The sequence below is a fragment of the Shewanella sp. A22 genome (assembly GCF_053850585.1).
Window position 1 is genome coordinate 1 of the sequence record NZ_JBSQBN010000096.1, and the last position, 18,360, is coordinate 18,360.

At 41.3% G+C, this 18,360-nt stretch carries 15 protein-coding genes; 7 read left to right on the forward strand and 8 right to left on the reverse strand.

Going from position 1 to position 18,360, the window contains the following annotated elements; genetic code table 11:
* Positions 1-243 precede the first annotated feature (243 nt).
* The 4 genes from rlmM to ACWXWT_RS15415 all read right to left on the reverse strand — a co-directional run bounded on the left by rlmM (position 244) and on the right by ACWXWT_RS15415 (position 3,467).
* On the reverse strand, positions 244-1,332 hold the full coding sequence (rlmM, locus tag ACWXWT_RS15400; RefSeq protein ID WP_456042462.1) for a 23S rRNA (cytidine(2498)-2'-O)-methyltransferase RlmM: 1,089 nt from the start codon (positions 1,330-1,332) through the stop codon (positions 244-246).
* 87 nt (positions 1,333-1,419) lie between these two features.
* Positions 1,420-1,812 (reverse strand): DUF423 domain-containing protein, encoded by a 393-nt coding sequence (locus tag ACWXWT_RS15405; RefSeq protein WP_456042463.1) that lies wholly within the window; start codon positions 1,810-1,812, stop codon positions 1,420-1,422.
* A 49-nt stretch (positions 1,813-1,861) separates the two neighbouring features.
* On the reverse strand, positions 1,862-2,575 hold the full coding sequence (locus ACWXWT_RS15410; protein WP_456042464.1) for an alpha/beta fold hydrolase: 714 nt from the start codon (positions 2,573-2,575) through the stop codon (positions 1,862-1,864).
* Positions 2,556-3,467: a transcriptional regulator GcvA gene (locus tag ACWXWT_RS15415; RefSeq protein WP_456042465.1), complete on the reverse strand. Its 912-nt coding sequence runs from the start codon at positions 3,465-3,467 to the stop codon at positions 2,556-2,558. The genes ACWXWT_RS15410 and ACWXWT_RS15415 overlap by 20 nt, the downstream gene beginning before the upstream one ends.
* A gap of 178 nt (positions 3,468-3,645) precedes the next feature.
* Between ACWXWT_RS15415 and ACWXWT_RS15420 the strand changes: the two genes are divergently transcribed.
* Positions 3,646-3,870, forward strand: coding sequence for a hypothetical protein (locus tag ACWXWT_RS15420; RefSeq protein WP_456042466.1), 225 nt, complete (start codon positions 3,646-3,648; stop codon positions 3,868-3,870).
* Between the two features lie 490 nt (positions 3,871-4,360).
* On the opposite strand, the gene thiI is transcribed toward ACWXWT_RS15420, so the two are convergent.
* The 3 genes from thiI to pomA form a co-directional block, all read right to left on the reverse strand.
* On the reverse strand, positions 4,361-5,815 hold the full coding sequence (gene thiI, locus ACWXWT_RS15425; RefSeq protein WP_456042467.1) for a tRNA uracil 4-sulfurtransferase ThiI: 1,455 nt from the start codon (positions 5,813-5,815) through the stop codon (positions 4,361-4,363).
* Positions 5,816-6,502: 687 nt separating this feature from the next.
* Positions 6,503-7,429: a flagellar motor protein MotB gene (locus ACWXWT_RS15430; protein ID WP_456042468.1), complete on the reverse strand. Its 927-nt coding sequence runs from the start codon at positions 7,427-7,429 to the stop codon at positions 6,503-6,505.
* Between the two features lie 3 nt (positions 7,430-7,432).
* On the reverse strand, positions 7,433-8,200 hold the full coding sequence (pomA, locus tag ACWXWT_RS15435; RefSeq protein WP_456042469.1) for a flagellar motor protein PomA: 768 nt from the start codon (positions 8,198-8,200) through the stop codon (positions 7,433-7,435).
* Positions 8,201-8,519: 319 nt separating this feature from the next.
* Between pomA and xseB the strand changes: the two genes are divergently transcribed.
* Genes xseB through dxs form a run of 3 tightly spaced genes read left to right on the forward strand, consistent with a single transcriptional unit; the run spans position 8,520 to position 11,563 of the window.
* Positions 8,520-8,756 (forward strand): exodeoxyribonuclease VII small subunit, encoded by a 237-nt coding sequence (xseB, locus tag ACWXWT_RS15440; RefSeq protein ID WP_456042470.1) that lies wholly within the window; start codon positions 8,520-8,522, stop codon positions 8,754-8,756.
* A gap of 40 nt (positions 8,757-8,796) precedes the next feature.
* Positions 8,797-9,678, forward strand: coding sequence for a (2E,6E)-farnesyl diphosphate synthase (gene ispA / locus ACWXWT_RS15445; RefSeq protein WP_456042471.1), 882 nt, complete (start codon positions 8,797-8,799; stop codon positions 9,676-9,678).
* 22 nt (positions 9,679-9,700) lie between these two features.
* On the forward strand, positions 9,701-11,563 hold the full coding sequence (gene dxs / locus ACWXWT_RS15450) for a 1-deoxy-D-xylulose-5-phosphate synthase (RefSeq protein WP_456042472.1): 1,863 nt from the start codon (positions 9,701-9,703) through the stop codon (positions 11,561-11,563).
* 77 nt (positions 11,564-11,640) lie between these two features.
* Here the strand turns inward: dxs and grpE are convergent, their stop codons facing one another.
* Positions 11,641-12,246 (reverse strand): nucleotide exchange factor GrpE, encoded by a 606-nt coding sequence (grpE, locus tag ACWXWT_RS15455; RefSeq protein ID WP_456042473.1) that lies wholly within the window; start codon positions 12,244-12,246, stop codon positions 11,641-11,643.
* A gap of 162 nt (positions 12,247-12,408) precedes the next feature.
* On the opposite strand from grpE, the gene nadK reads away from it, so the two are divergent.
* The 3 genes from nadK to ACWXWT_RS15470 all read left to right on the forward strand — a co-directional run bounded on the left by nadK (position 12,409) and on the right by ACWXWT_RS15470 (position 18,166).
* Positions 12,409-13,287: an NAD(+) kinase gene (gene nadK, locus ACWXWT_RS15460; RefSeq protein ID WP_456042474.1), complete on the forward strand. Its 879-nt coding sequence runs from the start codon at positions 12,409-12,411 to the stop codon at positions 13,285-13,287.
* Positions 13,288-13,616: 329 nt separating this feature from the next.
* Complete coding sequence (locus tag ACWXWT_RS15465; protein ID WP_456042475.1) at positions 13,617-15,269, forward strand: L-lactate permease; 1,653 nt, start codon at positions 13,617-13,619, stop codon at positions 15,267-15,269.
* 92 nt (positions 15,270-15,361) lie between these two features.
* Positions 15,362-18,166: an FAD-binding and (Fe-S)-binding domain-containing protein gene (locus tag ACWXWT_RS15470; protein ID WP_456042476.1), complete on the forward strand. Its 2,805-nt coding sequence runs from the start codon at positions 15,362-15,364 to the stop codon at positions 18,164-18,166.
* The last annotated feature ends 194 nt before the right edge of the window (positions 18,167-18,360 follow it).

Here is an 18,360-nt window from a genome sequence, read left to right on the forward strand (position 1 = left end):
TTTCCATAAAAAATAACACATTCCCACCATCCATGGCGGTCAGATGCTGGAGGTAGAGTAACGCAGGAGCTTGTTACCGAGGATCACTATTCGCTTCAATCATCTGCCTTGCCTACAGCACTTTGAAATCCCGCTGAAAGATCACATATTTAATAGGATTGGTATTATTATCCCGAGTTGAGGTTAACGAATTAAAAAGCCCCTAGATATGCCAATATCAAGGGGCTTTTTTTGTCGGTAAACTTAAGCGTAACTCACACCTTTTTCAGGAAATAACCACAAATGAACAGTGACTTCATCACGGTCGTGATATAAATGTTTACACTGCATTTTAAAATCGATTTCATTCTCGGTTAAAATGGTTGCCATTGTTTCTAAAATTGTGCTCACTTCTTTATAGCGGCTCTTCATTGGCAATTTAAGGTTAAAAATAGCTTCTTTAAACCAACCGTTAATTGCCCAGGCTTCCATTAATTCTGCCACGCGTGCAGGCTTTTCAACCATATCACACACTAACCAATAGATATTTTTACGCGGAGGTTCAAAGCGGAAACCATCGGCTCGATAATGCTTAACCTGACCGGTTTCCATTAATTTAGGGTCCATTGGGCCATTATCAATTGCCGCGACCATCATACCGCGACGAACTAATTGATAAGTCCAGCCACCGGGACATGCGCCTAAATCGACTGCATTCAAACCACTACGACATCGCGTCTCTTGTTCTTCTTTCGTCAAAAATACACCGAAGGCTTCATCCAATTTAAGGCTTGAACGACTTGGCGCATCGGATGCCATTTTTAAACGAGGGATCCCCATAAAATATGGTGAACTATTATGGCTTAACGAATAACCCGCATAAGCTTTTCCAGGGCCAATAAAGCAAACATGAATAACAGGACGACGGCTGTTTTCTGCCCCGAGTAAAGCACCACTTTTCTTTAAACCTTGGCGTAACGGTACGGTAAACTTTCGACAAAAACCAGATAACTCTTTTGCTTCATTAGTATCAGGAGTCTCAACACGTAACTCACCACATTTGGATAATTCAGAAAGCGCCGCAACCACAGGGCTAACACGATCTTGTTCAGGTAAATCACTCAACAACTCACCCGCAGCAAACATTTGGCGAGCAAAAATCAATGAACTAAGTTCCAATTCCTTGGCTAACGTATCAGCTCCATCCTCATCAAAACATTGATAAATTACATAAGCATCATTGGTGTTAGTTTTAACAAATCCACCCACATTTAGCTCTGCTGCACGTTGTTGAATTTCTGCCGCACAGTCTTTCTCGTAGCCTGAGCGACAGAATAGGAATAGGTTTTTCATTTGGAACCTTAGCGTAAGGATGATCGCATAATGATAGCGAGACAATAATCCCGCTATTATACCCAAAAAAAACCAAGGAGGGAGAATTTAGCCTAGTGATTGTTCAGTAGACTTAGATTGCCAAATTGCCACACCAAATAAAAGCCAGCCAAAAAGGAAGCATAGGCCACCTATTGGGGTAATTGGACCAATCCACTTAGCCCCAGTAAATGCATAAACATACAGCGAACCAGAAAATAGGATGATCCCTGCAATGAAGCTATAAGCTGCCCAATCAAGCAATTTTGATGTAATCCAATGGCCCGAAAAAGCCAATGCGATTAATCCAAAGGTATGATAAAACTGATATTCAACCCCAAGTTTAAAAATACTCACAAGCTCTGGTGGTGCAACAGCTTTTAGTCCATGGGCAGCAAAAGCACCCAATGATACAGCCAAGAAACCACTTAATGTGGCCAATAATAATAAGCCTTTATTCATTTTATCTCCCTACTGTTAACGGCAAAATAGACTATCGTTTACAAACTCATTATACCGACAACGAATGAACAAACTGCTCAATACGCGCTACAGCCAACCGTAAATTGCCTTCAAGTGTATATCCGGAGGATTTTCGAGGTTGTAGGCTATGATCACCATCATTTATCCAACACAACTGTGTTTGTTCACTAAGTTGCCATAATGGTACTTGATGATAATGACCAAACTTATCTCGTTCACCTTGAACGATGAGTAAAGGTAATGGATTGGTTTGAATGGGTATTAAACGTGGCTCACCACCTTTGAGTGGAATAAACGGATAACCTAAACACACAACCGCTGTAATTTTACTTGCCAGTGTTTTAGCGACTGTCGATTCAAACTTATGCTCATTACTGGTTAATATCGCAGACATACGACCGCCCATTGATTTACCCATTAAAATAATGCGTTTAGGGTTAATCAATCCTTGTTGTATTTTGTCATTTACATCAACCAATACTTGTTCGAAATGGCCTAAAAGTTTAGGGGCTCTGTCTGGTGGACGTCGTTTGCCATCTTGCATGTTGGCTTGCATATACAAAAAATTAAATCGATAAACTTGAAAACCTTTCTCAATAAGTTTATCGGTCATATTAACCATAAATTCATGGTGCATATTAGCTCCTGCACCATGAGAAAAAATAATCAATGTATCGCTTTTGGGACCTTGTAATAAAGAGTCTTTGGCTAACATAAATGTGCTATCCGGTGAGCAATTCACTACGAGACTCCTCTGCAAACATGTCTACCATCCATTCTCTAAAAGCTGAAATCTTACCGATTTCGGAATGGTTTTGTTGGCACACTAAGTAGTAAGCATCTTTACTCACCAATACCTCCGAAAACGGACAGATCAGTCGTCCCGCTTTAATATCTGGCCTTGCCAACACGCTATAACCTAACGCCACACCTTGACCATGTGCAGCAGCCTGTAGCACTAGCGACGAATGACTAAAAATAGGTCCTTGATTGACATTAATATCGGTTACACCACATTGCCTAAACCAAGCTTGCCAATCTTGACGGCTGGAATCGTGCAGTAGTGTATGAAACTTTAAATCGCTTGGTTGGGTTAATGGCTTAGGGCCATTAAGTAATAATGGTGAACAAACAGGTATCAACACTTCATTGCGCAGTTTATCGGCCCTAAGCCCTTGCCAGTTACCTTGGCCATAATAAATGGCAACGTCAACATCGTCAGTTAACGAACTTGTATCACTGTCCACGGCTTTAATGCGCACATCAATATCAGGGTTTTTCTCACTAAATTTAGCTAAACGCGGGACTAACCATTGAATAGCAAAACTAGGAGACATACTGACCGTTAATGAACCCACTGCACTTCGAGCAAGCAGACGATTAGTGGCCTCACCTAGCTCGATAAAAATATCCTTAATGTCTAAAAAGTAGCTTTGACCTTCTTCTGTTAACAATAATGATCTATTTTTTCGTCTAAACAATTTTAGCCCTAAAAAATCTTCTAATGCCTTAATTTGATGGCTTACAGCTGCCTGTGTAACAAACAACTCTTCTGCGGCGCGGGTAAAGCTCAAATGTCTTGCTGCAGCTTCAAATGCTTTGATGGCATTCAAAGGAGGTAAACGTCTAGACATAGTGATCAATCTCTCGTTTTTTAATTAGTTTTTCTAATGATTATCGTTATTTTTTGTCGTTTGTAAAGAACACTGTGTTTGGTTAAATTAGCATCATTGAAAATACAGTTGGACAATCTCTACGACGTAAACGGGATAGTCCGGCAATTGTAATTGATTAGCCTGGAGGCTCTCCCCTATGTTCAACCTAAACACGATTTTTGCCGTAACCCTAACATCCTTTTTAGGATTAACAACAGTTCAAGCGACTGAATTAGAACCCATCGACATGGTCGATTTGCATGCTGAATTATCACAAAGTATTGAAGCCATGCAAATTGATATTATTGATGATGTTAACAGTATTTTAGTGGCTGACAATGAAGAACAACAAAAAACTTTAGACACAGCTCAAGCAAACTGACATTAGTCAGCAAAAGTCTGCCACAGACACAATAAAAAACCGCATTAAATGCGGTTTTTTATTGTCCGTCATTCGTCAAATAGTGAAAGGGATAACGACATACATAACGGTATTATACCAATCCTATTAAATATGTGATCTTTCAGCGGGAGTTCAACGTGCTGTAGGCAAGGCAGATGATTGAAGCGAATAGTGATCTTCGGTAACAAGCTCCTGCGTTACTCTACCTCCAGCATCTGATCGCCATGGAGGGTGGGAATGTCTTATTTTTTATGGAAAAAAAAGACCATGCCGTCGTATTTTGAAAGCATCTAACGAAGCATAAAGGACTTTGAAACCCGCCAAAATGGAGTCTCTCAGGTATTCCACTTCTGCGTTACATCGATTAAAAAGGGAACAACCATTTCTACATCAATGTGCCTTGAATTGAAAAACCTGAGAAACTCTGAACTGACCAGATATTTAATGAGATTGGTATTAGTCACAACGTTTAAGGACGGTAAACTTTTACATTGGTGTAACCTTGTTCAATTAAGTACAAGGCTTGTAGTTTACTCATAACGCCACGATCGCAATACAGTAAATACGTTTTACTTTTGTCTAAGTCTGCAAATTGTGTCGCCAACTTAAAGAAAGGGATCGCTTTAACCATTACATTATCAATCTCTAATGGTTTTCTCTCTTCTTCTTCAGGTGCACGAACATCAATAACAATCTCACCGGAAGCCACGTCTTTAACCGTCTCAGTCTCGGTCACTTGTTGATTCATTTCTGCTTCAATATCACGAATATCCATCACCACGGCAGAAGCAACAACACGGTCGATTAAATCTTCAGAGAATTTCAGCTCCTCAGCTTCAACCTTAGATAAAACGGCTTTAACCGTCGGTTTTTGTGAAATCACACCGCAATATTCAGGAATAGACTTCGCAAAATCTTCAGTACCAATAATACGACTTTGATTAATGATATCTTGTTTGTCCATTGCAATAAGCGGACGTAAAATCAATAATTCAGTGCTGCGATCAATCACATTCAAGTTAGTCAACGTTTGGCTAGAAACTTGCCCTAAACTTTCTCCAGTAACGAGTGCTTGAATGCCATATTTATCTGCTATGCGAGTTGCAGCCCGCATCATCACACGTTTTAACACGACTCCCATTTGACCATTATCAATACGCTCAAGAATTTCTTCAACAACTGGCTCAAATGGCACTGACACAAAACGGACCTTATGTGACTCGCCGTATTTTTTCCAAAGGTGATAAGCGACTTGTTTAACACCAATCTCGTGTTGAGCGCCGCCTAAATTGAAAAAGCAATAATGGGTACGAGCTCCCTTTTTGATAAACTGAAAACTCGACACGCCAGAATCAAAACCACCAGAAATAAGCGACAGTACATCTTCTTGTGTCGCCATAGGGAAACCACCTAAGCCTTCAATGCGACGTTCCACCATATAAAGCTTATCTTGGTCAATCTCTAGGTTAACCGTCACATCTGGGTTTTTAAGTTTCACCCCAAGAGCTTCTGTGTGCTGATTTAATCCACCGCCCACATAACGCTCAACATCAATTGAATTAAAATCATGTTTCCCAGAACGTTTAACACGGACGCAAAAGGTTTTTCCGGCTATTTCATCACGGTATTTGGGTAATACTTGCTGATAGATATGATCCATCGAATCAAAACTGTATTCACTCACTTGCACAACATGGGCAATACCAGGGATACACGCTAAGCGTTCAGCAAAAGCGTCGCATAATTGGGGTTTATCGCTCGGTACTTTCACTAAAATACGATCATATAAACGTTGTACTTTGGCATCGTCATCCACTTTTTTAAGTACATTACGTATATTGGTTTCAAGCATTTTGGTAAAGCGCATTCTTACCGACTTGCTCTTCATCATTATTTCAGGGTATAGCTTTACAATAAACTTCATGGGGCGTCCGCAGGTATCACCATCTTAATAGCACTACATTCAGTATCGCTAAGTGAAATTGGTATAATACGTTGATAATAAATTAAAAAAAAGCAAAGCTTGGTACACTCGATTTGTTCATGACATCAAGTGGATCACTCAGCATATGCAATAATTCGCGGATTATACCAAAGGATGACTATTAACCAAACATATTCACTTTTTTATCTGCCATTTGTTAGACCTAATAATACCAATCCTATTAAAGATGTGATCTTTCAGCGGGAGTTCAAAGCGCTGTAGGCAAGGCAGATGATTGAAGCGAATAGTGATCCTCGGTAACAAGCTCCTGCGTTACTCTACCTCCAGCATCTGACCGCTATGGATGGTGGGAATGTCTTATTTTTTATGGAAAAAAATAGACCATGCAGTCGTATTTTGAAAGCATCTAACGAAGCATAAAGGACTTTGAAACCCGCCAGAATGGAGTCTCTCAGGTATTTCACTTCTGTGTTACATCGATTTAAAAGGCAACAACCATTTCTACATCAATGTGCCTTGAATTGAAAAACCTGAGAGACTCTGAACTGACCAGATATTTAATGAGATTGGTATAACAGGATTCATAGCTTAATACTTATACTTAAAACAAAAACGCAACCTCTTTTAGTACCAAGAGATTGCGTCTGTGTTTATTCACAAAAAGAATTATTCAGTAACGATTATTTCATTCGACTCTTTAGGTTTACCTTGCTCAATAGAAATTTCGACACGACGGTTTCTGGCTTGATTCTCTTTTGTATCATTCGCAACCAAAGGATGATTAGAAGCCTCACCAACCACTTTCATACGCGTCTCATCAAAACCAGGCACTCTTCTTAGTTCATGGGCCACCGAAACAGCCCGTTGACTTGATAATGCCCAATTAGAACTGTACAGCTCGTTACTAATATCGGCACCATCTGTATGACCAGACACGGTAACAATCCCAGGGACATCCTTTAACAGCTCACCAATTGATCGCACAATCGGCTTAAACTTAGGTTGTAGAAAGCCAGAACCAGATGCAAAAGAGCCTTTTTCACGAATTCGAATAATAATTTGCTGACCTAATGATTCAATTTCAATGGCACCATCAACAATCTCTTCATTGAGCTTTTCGGCCATTTTTTTAACTTGCTCGTTAATGTTCTCTTGTGAAGAAGCGGCATCTTTTTTAACAGCTTCAGCTTCTTGCTGAGCCGTTGCGGCGGCATTTCCCCCACGTTGTTCACCACTTTGTTTTTGAGTGCCACCAGCACTGTCTTCTTCACCAGCCTGATATTCTATCGTCGGCTGGGTCATTTCATTGGTTTGTTGATTAATAATTTCAATGGGGGTGGGATCAGGACGACCAGGGCGAAATTCAAGTGCGATTACCGAGGTCCCCTTAGGAATATCCTTTACTTCAACTTTATTTTGTACACCAAATGCATACTTCATTGAACCAGCGATTTGCTTAAACTTCATCACGTCCATTTCAGAAAACGCTAATAATAATACGAAAAAACACATTAGCAACGACATTAAATCAGCAAACGTCGCAAGCCACATAGGGGCCCCTGCAGGTGGACAATCACACTTGGCCTTAGCCATGAGTTACTCTCCGTCCGTTGTGTCGATATTACGCAGTTTTTCTGCTAAATAATTCTTTAAAAAGCCTTCTATCACTCGAGGGTTTTGACCATCTTGAATCGCTAACACCGCATCCATAATTAAATAACGATTAAGCAATTCTTCATTCATGCGCAATGACAACTTATCCGCCATAGGGATTGCAATCATGTTTGCAATCATTGCACCATAAAGCGTCGTTAATAGTGCCACAGCCATTGAAGGACCAATGGATTTAGGGTCATCCATGTTAGATAACATCGCCACTAGACCCACTAGGGTACCAATCATTCCCATCGCGGGAGCAACATCACCCATGGCTTTAAAAATACCAATCCCGGCTTTATGTCGCTCTTCTGTCAACGCAATGTCTTTTTCAAGCGCATTTCGCACCACATCGGCATCATGACCATCAACCAGCATATCAATCGCTTTTTGCATAAAACTATTGGTAATTACCGCTTCTTCTAATGCTAAGAATCCCCCTTTACGAGCCGCATCAGCCATCGTAACCGACTGCTCAATCAAATCTTCGGGTTTATCCAATTTGAACATAAAAGCTTTTAAACCAATCTTAATTGAACCTAAAAATTGCTTTAGGTTAAATTTCATCATCACAACAAATAAAGAGCCTGCCACAACAATCAGAATTGACGGTACATCGATAAATAAGCCAACACCGCCACTGGTGGCCATCGCGCCAATAATAAATGCAAAAGCACCGATAATACCTATTAGGGTAGCTAAATCCACAACATCTCCTCAACCGCAGTCATTACGCTGCTTATGTTCAGCTCACAGTATATAACCTGAATAGCCAGACACCATATTGTATAAACAATGTTATCCATCGTTATGTATTACCGCACAATTTTCAATACTATTTTACGCTAACAATCACAAATCATAACTACTTATCGGACAAACTCGGCTCAAGTTTAGCTTGTTTTTACACATTCTAAACAAAATTCAATAACAAAGCGTGCTGTTGAGCAAATATCCAGCGACTGTATTTGACCGATACGTTGGGCTGATATACCTTGTCACACGCTGAATGAAAGGAATGATAATTGTGGCTAAAAAACCAGAAAACCTCAGTTTTGAACAATCACTAACTGAACTTGAAACCATCGTGGCGCATTTAGAGCAAGGCGAAGTGTCACTAGATGACGCACTAAAACAATTTGAGCGCGGCATAAAATTAGTTCGTCAAAGCCAAAATAAGCTTGAGCAAGCGCAGCAAAAAGTCTCTATATTATTAAATGAAGATGATGCTGAACTAGCACCGTTCACAATTGAAAATGAATAACTGTCAAAAAAGTGTGTATTAAATAATAGGGCTTAAATAGGTGCTAGCTGAAGCGATAAAAACATACCAAACCCGCGTTAATGGTATTCTTAACCAACATTTAACCCTGCTCGATGATGCTGCGCCCGACTTAAAAGCAGCCATGCTTCATGGGGCATTATTGGGTGGTAAACGCATTAGGCCTTTTTTAGTCTACAGTGTAGGTGACATGCTTGGGGTAAATATTAATGCACTTGACAAAGCGGCCGCTGCAATTGAGTGCATTCACGCCTACTCGTTAATACACGATGACTTACCCGCAATGGATAATGATGCGCTTCGTCGTGGCCAGCCTACGGTTCATATTGCATTTGATGAAGCGACCGCTATTCTTGCTGGCGATGCACTGCAAACATTGGCCTTTGAAATAATCACCGAACCATCTGATCACTTAGCACCGACGCAACAGCTAGCCATGGTTAGAGTATTAGCAAGAGCCTCTGGTTATCAAGGTATGTGTGGCGGACAAGCGATTGATCTTAGTTCGACTGATCACAGTATTGAATTAAGTAGGTTAACTGAGTTACATAACAAAAAAACCGGAGCGTTAATCAGTTGTGCTGTTGAGCTAGCGTTAATCGCTGCGAATATACCAGACGCACACTATCAACTGATGATGAAATATGCCCAAACGCTCGGATTAGCATTTCAAGTACAAGATGATATTTTAGATATCATCGCCAGCACCGAAGAGCTAGGCAAACCACAAGGCAGCGATCAACAATCGAATAAAAGCACCTTCCCGAAATTACTAGGTCTCGATGGTGCTAAAGCCTGTGCAGAACAACTAATACAAGATGCACTATCAGCGCTGACTAAATTACCATACAATAGCCAGTTAATTGCAGACTTCGCCCACTATATTATTGAGCGAAGATTATAATAAAGAGTCAGAAAATCTCGCTATGAGTTTCGATATTTCTAAATTCCCAGTACTAGCAAAAGCTAATACACCAGAAGAATTAAGGAAGTTACCTCAAGGTTTACTTCCACAAGTGTCTGATGAACTTAGACAATTCTTACTTGAGTCTGTGGCTATTTCTAGCGGACACTTTGCTTCTGGCTTAGGCACAGTTGAATTAACTGTGGCACTTCATTATGTCTATAACACCCCATTTGATCGATTAGTATGGGATGTTGGCCACCAAGCGTACCCACATAAAATTTTAACTGACCGCCGTGAGCGCATGCATACCATTAGGCAAAAAAATGGTCTGCATCCTTTTCCTTGGCGTGAAGAAAGCCCATACGATACTTTTAGTGTTGGTCATTCTGGTACTTCAATCAGTGCGGCTCTTGCCATGGCCGTTGCCGCAGACAAAGAAGCTGCGGGTCGTAAAGTTGTTGCCGTTATCGGTGATGGTGCTATGACTGGAGGCATGGTGTTTGAGGCGATGAATCACGCAGGCGATCTCCACAAAGACATGCTTGTTGTGCTAAACGACAATGAAATGTCAATTTCAGAAAACGTTGGCGCACTTAACAACCATCTAGCACAATTGATGTCAGGTCGTTTTTACACCACTATTCGCGAAAACAGTAAAAAAGTCCTTAAAGGGATGCCTGTTATCAAAGAAATGGCTCGGCGTACTGAAGAGCACCTCAAAGGAATGGTTGTGCCAGCAACATTGTTTGAAGAACTAGGGTTTAACTATATTGGCCCAATTGATGGCCATGATGTTGATTCTCTTGTTGAAACTATGCGCAATATGCGTAACCTTAAAGGGCCGCAAATACTGCATATTATGACCAAAAAAGGTCGTGGTTATGAACCTGCAGAAAAAGACCCTATCGGTTGGCATGCCGTCCCAAAATTTGACCCAAGCCAATTTAAAAAACCCGCCACTAAACCTGGGTTACCGACTTTCTCGCAAGTGTTTGGTAAATGGTTATGCGATATGGCAGCGCAAGATGATAAATTAGTCGCTATCACCCCCGCTATGCGTGAAGGTTCAGGCATGGTTGAGTTTTCGCAACGTTTTCCTACTCAATACTTTGACGCCGCTATTGCTGAGCAACATGCCGTGACACTAGGCGCAGGTTTTGCTTGTGAAGGCCTTAAGCCAGTCGTAGCTATTTACTCGACCTTTTTACAACGCGGTTATGATCAATTAATCCATGACGTTGCATTACAACGCCTACCTGTATTATTCGCCATTGATCGTGGTGGTATTGTTGGCGCCGATGGTCCTACACACCAAGGCGCGTTTGATTTAAGTTTTATGCGCTGTATTCCCAACATGGTGATTATGGCGCCATCTGATGAAAATGAATGTCGCCAAATGCTGTACACAGGCTATTGCTACCAAGATGGTCCAACCGCAGTACGTTACCCTAGGGGATTTGCAACAGGCGCTGAACAAGTTGAAACCATGACGTGTATGCCGATTGGCAAAGGGATATTAACCCGCCAAGGCCAAAAAATTGCGATCATTAACTTTGGCACCACACTCGCTGCTGCAACCGATGCAGCTGAAAAGCTCGATGCTACAATTGCCGATATGCGCTTTGTTAAGCCACTTGATTTGAGCTTACTTGAACAACTCGCCAATACCCATAATGTCATTGTAACTGTTGAAGAGAATGCCATTATTGGCGGTGCAGGTTCTGGCGTTATTGAGGCATTGCAAAAAATGCGTATTGTGAAACCAGTATTGCAGATTGGTTTGCCTGATGAGTTTATTAAACACGGTGCACCAGATGAAATTACCGCAGAGTTACAACTTGATGCGGCTGGAATTTTATCTCAAATTCAATCGTTTATTTAATATGTTCAACATAGACTTAATAAAAAAGGACTGAAAATTCAGTCCTTTTTTGTATTTGTTATCGTGTGGCGATAAACTTATGCTTCAATATCCACGCTATTGCCACCTTGCGAAACCATTACCATAGCAGGGCGCAATAAACGGTCGTTTAGCAAGTAACCTTTCTGCATTACCATCATGACAGTATTGGCTGGATACTCAGCACTTGGCTGCATGCCGATTGCTTGATGATGCTCAGGATTAAATGCTTGTCCAAGTGGATTAACTTGGGTCACACCAAACTTTTCAACCGAGGTTAAAAAGCCTTTCATGGTCAGTTCAACACCTTCATAAATCGCTTTGGTCGCTTCATCCTCAGGATTCGTTCCCTGTAAGGCGCGTTCCATATTGTCAATCACAGGCAATAATTCGTTAGCAAATTTTTCTAAAGCAAACTTACGTGCTTGTTCGACATCTTTGGCTGCGCGAGTACGAATATTCTGTGTTTCTGCAGCAGCACGCATTTCAACATCTTTGCGCTCAGCCAACGCAGTTTCAGACTCTGCAAGTAATTGCTCTAATTCTTCAATGCGAAAATTGGCTTGGGTTAATTCATCCATCAAACTTGCTTCATCAGCCGCGACTTCAGGTGTGATGACGTCTTCCACTTGATCTTGCGATGTGTTGTTCGATTCGTTGCTCATTTTCACTCCAGCTAAAAAATGCGTAATGTTACATTCTACGACAATAAATAAAGTGGCCTTTACTGAGAAATTAACAGCAAATTTCACACTTTTAATAAGTTTGAGTATATTATGGGGATCAATTCCTATGTTTCAAGGCCTAAAGGCATAACAAACTCGAATATGACTAAAATGTTCCAGACTATCGGACTCATCGGTAAACCACATCACCAAGGAACTAACCTTACACTTACCCGATTACATTATTGGCTAAATATGCAAGGTTTTAAGGTCATTGTTGAAGACCGTGTATCTGCCGAATTAGGACCAGACGTATGCTCAATGGATCTTCTGGAAATGGGAGAACATTGCGACTTAGCCATTGTGGTTGGCGGAGATGGCAATATGTTGGGTGCTGCTAGAGTTCTGGCACGTTTTGATGTTGCGGTAATTGGCGTTAATCGTGGCAATCTAGGTTTTTTAACCGACCTCCCCCCTGACAACTTTGAAGATGCCTTGTCAAAGGTTTTAGATGGTGAGTTTGAAACTGAACATCGCTTTTTACTTGAAGCGGAGGTCCATCGTCACGGTAAAATCACCTCCAGCAATACCGCCGTAAATGAAGCAGTGCTTCACCCAGGTAAAATTGCTCATATGATCCAATTTGAAGTTTATATTGATGAGCAATTTATGTATAGCCAACGTGCAGATGGCATGATCGTATCGACACCTACTGGCTCTACTGCATATTCATTATCTGCTGGCGGCTCTATTTTAACACCCAATTTACAAGCGCTTATTCTAGTGCCTATGTTTCCTCACACGCTATCATGCCGCCCTATTGTGGTTGATGCCTGCAGCACCATAAAATTAGTAGTGTCGCCTAATAACGGTGAAAACCTTGAAGTCAGTTGTGATGGTCATGTTCATTTGGCCGTATTGCCAGGGGATGAAATATTTATTCGCCGCTCTAATGAACGACTCAGACTGATCCACCCAAAAGGACATAATTATTTCCATGTATTGCGGAATAAATTAGGCTGGGGCAGTAAACTTTTTTAACATTTTGAACTCCATCACACCTTAAACACCTATCACGTGAACCTCTTCACATTCGCAATAGCTAATTAACCTTATCATAAAGTCAATCGTTCAACCGCTTGGCTTTATGACTATGAATATTTCCACCTTTAAAAAATGTGATCTAAAACGAGTGCTCCAGATCGGTTATCTGATACATGTCTCACTTCTACCAGCTAATACTCTTTCTCGTGTATTAGATGATCTCGATCAACTCTTTTAACACTTAAATAACGTCTATTACGCCCTAGTTAGCGTGATGCTAACAAATAATAACTTAATACCCACAACTAGCAATACCAGAGGTATGCATGACAATATTACAGTTACTAGCAAGCTTAACGCCCATTATTAGCGTAATGGTATTTTTAGTACTAATGCGCTTACCGGCATCCAAAGCGATGCCAATATCAATGATTGCCACTGGACTTGCGGCAGTTTTTATATGGCAAATGGACACGCAACTACTTGCCGCTTCGGTTGTTGAAGGACTCCTTTCTGCATTAACACCGCTTACCATTATTTTTGGAGCTGTGTTTCTACTCAATACTCTAAAATATTCTGGTGCCATGGACACCATTCGTGCTGGTTTTACCAACATTAGCGCAGATGCTCGGGTTCAAGTTGTGATTATTTGCTGGTTGTTTGGATCATTTATCGAAGGTTCAGCAGGTTTTGGTACTCCAGCCGCTATTGGAGCACCGCTACTCGTATTATTAGGCATCCCTCCCATTGCAGCTGCAGTGGTAGCTTTGATTGCTGATTCAACCTCAGTGTCATTTGGTGCAATTGGCTTACCGGTATTGTTTGGTATGGAACAAGGCCTTACAGAAGGTGGTGTTAACATGGCTGCAGCTCAATTTGCAGAACATGGTGGCACGTTTGCAGGTTATGCTCAGTTTATTGCTAAGCATATGATCAGCATTGACTTAATTACTGGTTCATTAATTCCATTAGTGATGGTTTGTGTATTAACAGGTTTCTTTGGCCGTAACAAGTCAATAAAAGAAGGTCTACAAATTTGGAAATTCGCCATCTTTGCAGGTTTCGCCTTTACCCTGCCAGCATGGTTAATTAACTACCTCGCAGGTCCTGAATTCCCATCAGTTATTGGCGCACTTGTGGGCATGGCGTTAGTTATCCCTGTTGCAAGAAAAGGTTGGTTACTGCCATCTCAGCCTTGGTGTGACTTCAGCGAAAATGATAACAAGTCTGAAGAAGAATTAACAATTGAGCAAACGCCGGTTAAATTCTCACAGATTGCAGCGTGGTCTCCATACATCATCATGGCTTCACTGTTAGTGTTATCACGTGTTATTGGTCCATTTAAAAGTTGGTTAACCAGCTTTAACATCAGTTGGACCGGATTGTTAGGTACTGAATTAAAAGCGGGGTTCGCCACTTTCTATGCTCCTGGTATCTTCTTTGTTGTTGTGTGTTTATTTGGCTTTGTGCTATTTAAAATGAAACCTACTGCAATGAAGCAATCAATTTCTGTATCGTGTAAATCAATGCTACCAACGATTATTTCATTAGGTGCTTCTGTGCCTATGGTGAAAATATTCCTTAACTCTGGTGAAAATGGTGCAGGCCTAGCGTCTATGCCTGTTGCACTTGCAGACTTACTGGCTAGTAGCATGGGGTCTGTATGGGCTTGGGTTTCACCTATTGTGGGGATTTTCGGTGCATTCCTTTCTGGTTCAGCCACCTTCTCAAACATGATGTTCTCGGGTCTACAATATTCTGTTGCCGACAACATTGGTATGAACCACGCATTAGCATTAGCACTCCAAGGTATTGGGGCTAACGCGGGTAATATGATGTGTGTGATGAACGTAGTTGCAGCAGCCACAGTTGTTGGTATGGCTGGACGTGAATCTGAAATTATTCGTAAAACAATGCCTATCGCACTAGGTTACGCCCTAGTTGCAGGCACAATTGCAGTTATCTGGGGTGGATTTTAATTCACAGTAAAGCTGTTTCTATTCTAACGATAACAATATAAAGCAGCAGGCAACTTTGCCTGCTGCTCATTTAAGTGTTAAGAGAGCATGTTATGACTATAAATTATCAAGTAGTGATGGATACATTAACATCACAGCTAGGCAGTCATGCGGTATCTAATGATCCTGTACGTCGTTTTGCTTGGTCAACTGATGCCAGTTATTTCCGAATTGTACCCGAAATTGTGGTGCATGCTGATACGCCAGAACAAGTAAAAATAACCCTTAATATCGCCAAAGCACATAATGTGCCGGTAACCTTTCGTGCTGCTGGTACGAGTTTATCAGGCCAAGCCATTGGTGAAGGTATTTTGCTTATTCTGGGCCATGATGGCTTTAGAAATATTGATATCAGTGAAGATAGAACATCGATAACCCTTGGTGCTGCGGTGATTGGTTCTGATGCCAACATGGCACTGAAACCTTTCAATAAAAAAATTGGTCCAGACCCAGCAACTTTAGCCTCGGCTAAAATCGCAGGCATGGTAGCCAATAATGCATCTGGAATGTGTTGTGGTACTGCACAAAACAGTTATCAAACCATTAAGTCGGCTAAATTGATGTTTGCCGACGGTACTGAACTTGATACTGGTTGCTCTGACTCTAAGACTGCATTTAGCCAGTCTCATCCAGCATTGCTTGCCGCGTTAACAGATTTGGCACAGCTCACCCAGAATAATCCGACACTTTCAGCTCGGATCCGTAAGAAATTTTCGATTAAAAACACCACAGGTTACAGTATTAATGCACTTGTAGACTTCAGTGACCCATTTGATTTGATTAATCACTTAATTGTCGGTTCAGAAGGTACACTCGCATTTGTTAATGAAGTGACTTATCACACTGTAGAGGAAGCTCAGTTTAAAGCTTCTGCCATGGCAGTGTTCTTCAATATGGAAGATGCCGCAAGCGCAATCCCTCCAATCAAAGGTGATAGTGTCGCCGCAGCAGAATTACTTGATTGGGCATCAATTAAATCAGTAACCGGTAAAACGGGCATGCCTGAGTGGCTAAGTGATTTACCTGAAGGTTCCGCCATTCTATTAATTGAGTGCCGCGCGAATGATCCTGAAACGTTAGCCCAATACACTCAAGATGTGATCACAAAGATTGCTCACATTGACACTGAACGTCCTATTGAGTTCAGTAATGATCCCGCTGTATTCGGGAAATATTGGGCCATGCGTTCTGGTTTGTTCCCGATTATTGGTGGCGCAAGACCTAAAGGAACATCGGTTATTATTGAAGATGTTGCATTCGAATTACAACATTTAGCCAGTGCAGCAGCAGACCTAACTGCATTATTCCATAAGCACGGTTACCCTGAAGGGGTAATTTATGGCCATGCGCTAGCAGGTAATTTCCATTTCATTATTACTCCAACGTTTGCATCACAAGGCGACATCGACCGTTTCCACAGCTTTATGCAAGATGTAGCCGAAATGGTTATCAATAAGTACGATGGCTCAATGAAAGCTGAACATGGTACTGGACGAGCGGTTGCACCATTTGTTGAAATGGAATGGGGCAGCGATGCCTATACCTTAATGAAACAAATTAAGCAGATTTTCGATCCAAATGGTTTGCTCAATCCTGGTGTCATTCTAAATGATGACGACCAAGTACATATTAAAAACATTAAGCCTTGCCCAATCGTTGATGATTTTGTCGATAAATGTATTGAGTGCGGTTTCTGTGAAAAAACTTGCCCAACATCGGCACTGAATTTTTCACCTCGTCAACGTATCGCGGTACTACGGGAAATTGAACGTTTAGAGCACTCAGGTGACAAACAAGCCGCAGCTGAAATGCGTGCTAGCTCTAAATATGATGTTATTGATACTTGTGCCGCTTGTCAGTTATGCACAATTGCCTGCCCTGTTGATAACAGCATGGGTCAGTTAGTGCGTAAATTACGTACACCGTACATCACAACAACCGAACAAAAAGTGCTCGACTTCCAAGCTAAACACTTTGGTGCGGTAAACCAAGTGATCAGCACCGGTTTTGACATTTTAGGCATTGTGCATAAAGTGACAGGCGATGGCATCACCAACTCACTAATGAAAGCAGGTCGTTTAATCTCAAAAGAAGTCCCATATTGGAATCCAGACTTCCCTAAAGGTGGCAAAGTCGCTAAGCCTTCTGCGCATAAACAAGATCAGCCAACGGTTTTATACTTCCCCGCTTGCGGTGGCAGAACATTTGGGCCAACGCCAAAAGATCCTGACAACCGTACGCTGCCTGAAGTGGTCATCACTCTACTTGAACGCGCTGGCTACAATGTGATCATCCCAGAAAACACTCGCAGTTTATGTTGCGGTCAAATGTGGGAATCAAAAGGTGACTTTAAAAATGCTGATGCAAAACGTGATGAGCTTATTGACACACTGAGCAAATTATCTGGCAATGGTAAAGTCCCTGTTGTGGTTGATGCATTGTCTTGTACTTATCGTACGTTAACTGGTAACCCACAAGTAGAAATTACCGACTTAGTCGAGTTTATGCACGACAAATTATTACCCAATATGGCCATTACTAAAAAGTCTAACGTCACCTTACATCAAGGATGTAGTGCCCGTAAGATGAAACTAGAGCCTAAACAGCAAGCGATTGCCGATGCATGCGCGAAGAACGTTGTATTACCAGAAGGCATCAGTTGTTGTGGTTATGCTGGCGAAAAAGGCTTATATAAGCCAGAAATTAACGCCAGTGCATTGCGCAACATTAAAAAGCTGATCCCAACCGAAACCAAAGAGGGTTATTACGCCAACAGAATGTGTGAAGTTGGCTTAACGCAACATAGCGGTATTTCTTACCGTCACTTAGCGTACCTACTAGAAGAATGTACACGCTAATACATTAAGCGTTTATATCGGTAAAATGGGCATTGATAGATTATCAATGCCCATTTTCATATTTAATACCAATCTCATTAAATATCTGGTCAGTTCAGAGTCTCTCAGGTTTTTCAATTCAAGGCACATTGATGTAGAAATGGTTGTTCCCTTTTAAATCGATGTAACACAGAAGTGGAATACCTGAGAGACTC

Bases quoted from the DNA above. Each gene is read 5' to 3' on its own strand.
- rlmM (WP_456042462.1), bottom strand. From the start codon at position 1,332: ATGAAAAACCTATTCCTATTCTGTCGCTCAGGCTACGAGAAAGACTGT.
- ACWXWT_RS15405 (WP_456042463.1), bottom strand. From the start codon at position 1,812: ATGAATAAAGGCTTATTATTATTGGCCACATTAAGTGGTTTCTTGGCT.
- ACWXWT_RS15415 (WP_456042465.1), bottom strand. From the start codon at position 3,467: ATGTCTAGACGTTTACCTCCTTTGAATGCCATCAAAGCATTTGAAGCT.
- ACWXWT_RS15420 (WP_456042466.1), top strand. From the start codon at position 3,646: ATGTTCAACCTAAACACGATTTTTGCCGTAACCCTAACATCCTTTTTA.
- thiI (WP_456042467.1), bottom strand. From the start codon at position 5,815: ATGAAGTTTATTGTAAAGCTATACCCTGAAATAATGATGAAGAGCAAG.
- ACWXWT_RS15430 (WP_456042468.1), bottom strand. From the start codon at position 7,429: ATGGCTAAGGCCAAGTGTGATTGTCCACCTGCAGGGGCCCCTATGTGG.
- dxs (WP_456042472.1), top strand. From the start codon at position 9,701: ATGAGTTTCGATATTTCTAAATTCCCAGTACTAGCAAAAGCTAATACA.
- grpE (WP_456042473.1), bottom strand. From the start codon at position 12,246: ATGAGCAACGAATCGAACAACACATCGCAAGATCAAGTGGAAGACGTC.
- nadK (WP_456042474.1), top strand. From the start codon at position 12,409: ATGACTAAAATGTTCCAGACTATCGGACTCATCGGTAAACCACATCAC.
- ACWXWT_RS15465 (WP_456042475.1), top strand. From the start codon at position 13,617: ATGACAATATTACAGTTACTAGCAAGCTTAACGCCCATTATTAGCGTA.
- ACWXWT_RS15470 (WP_456042476.1), top strand. From the start codon at position 15,362: ATGACTATAAATTATCAAGTAGTGATGGATACATTAACATCACAGCTA.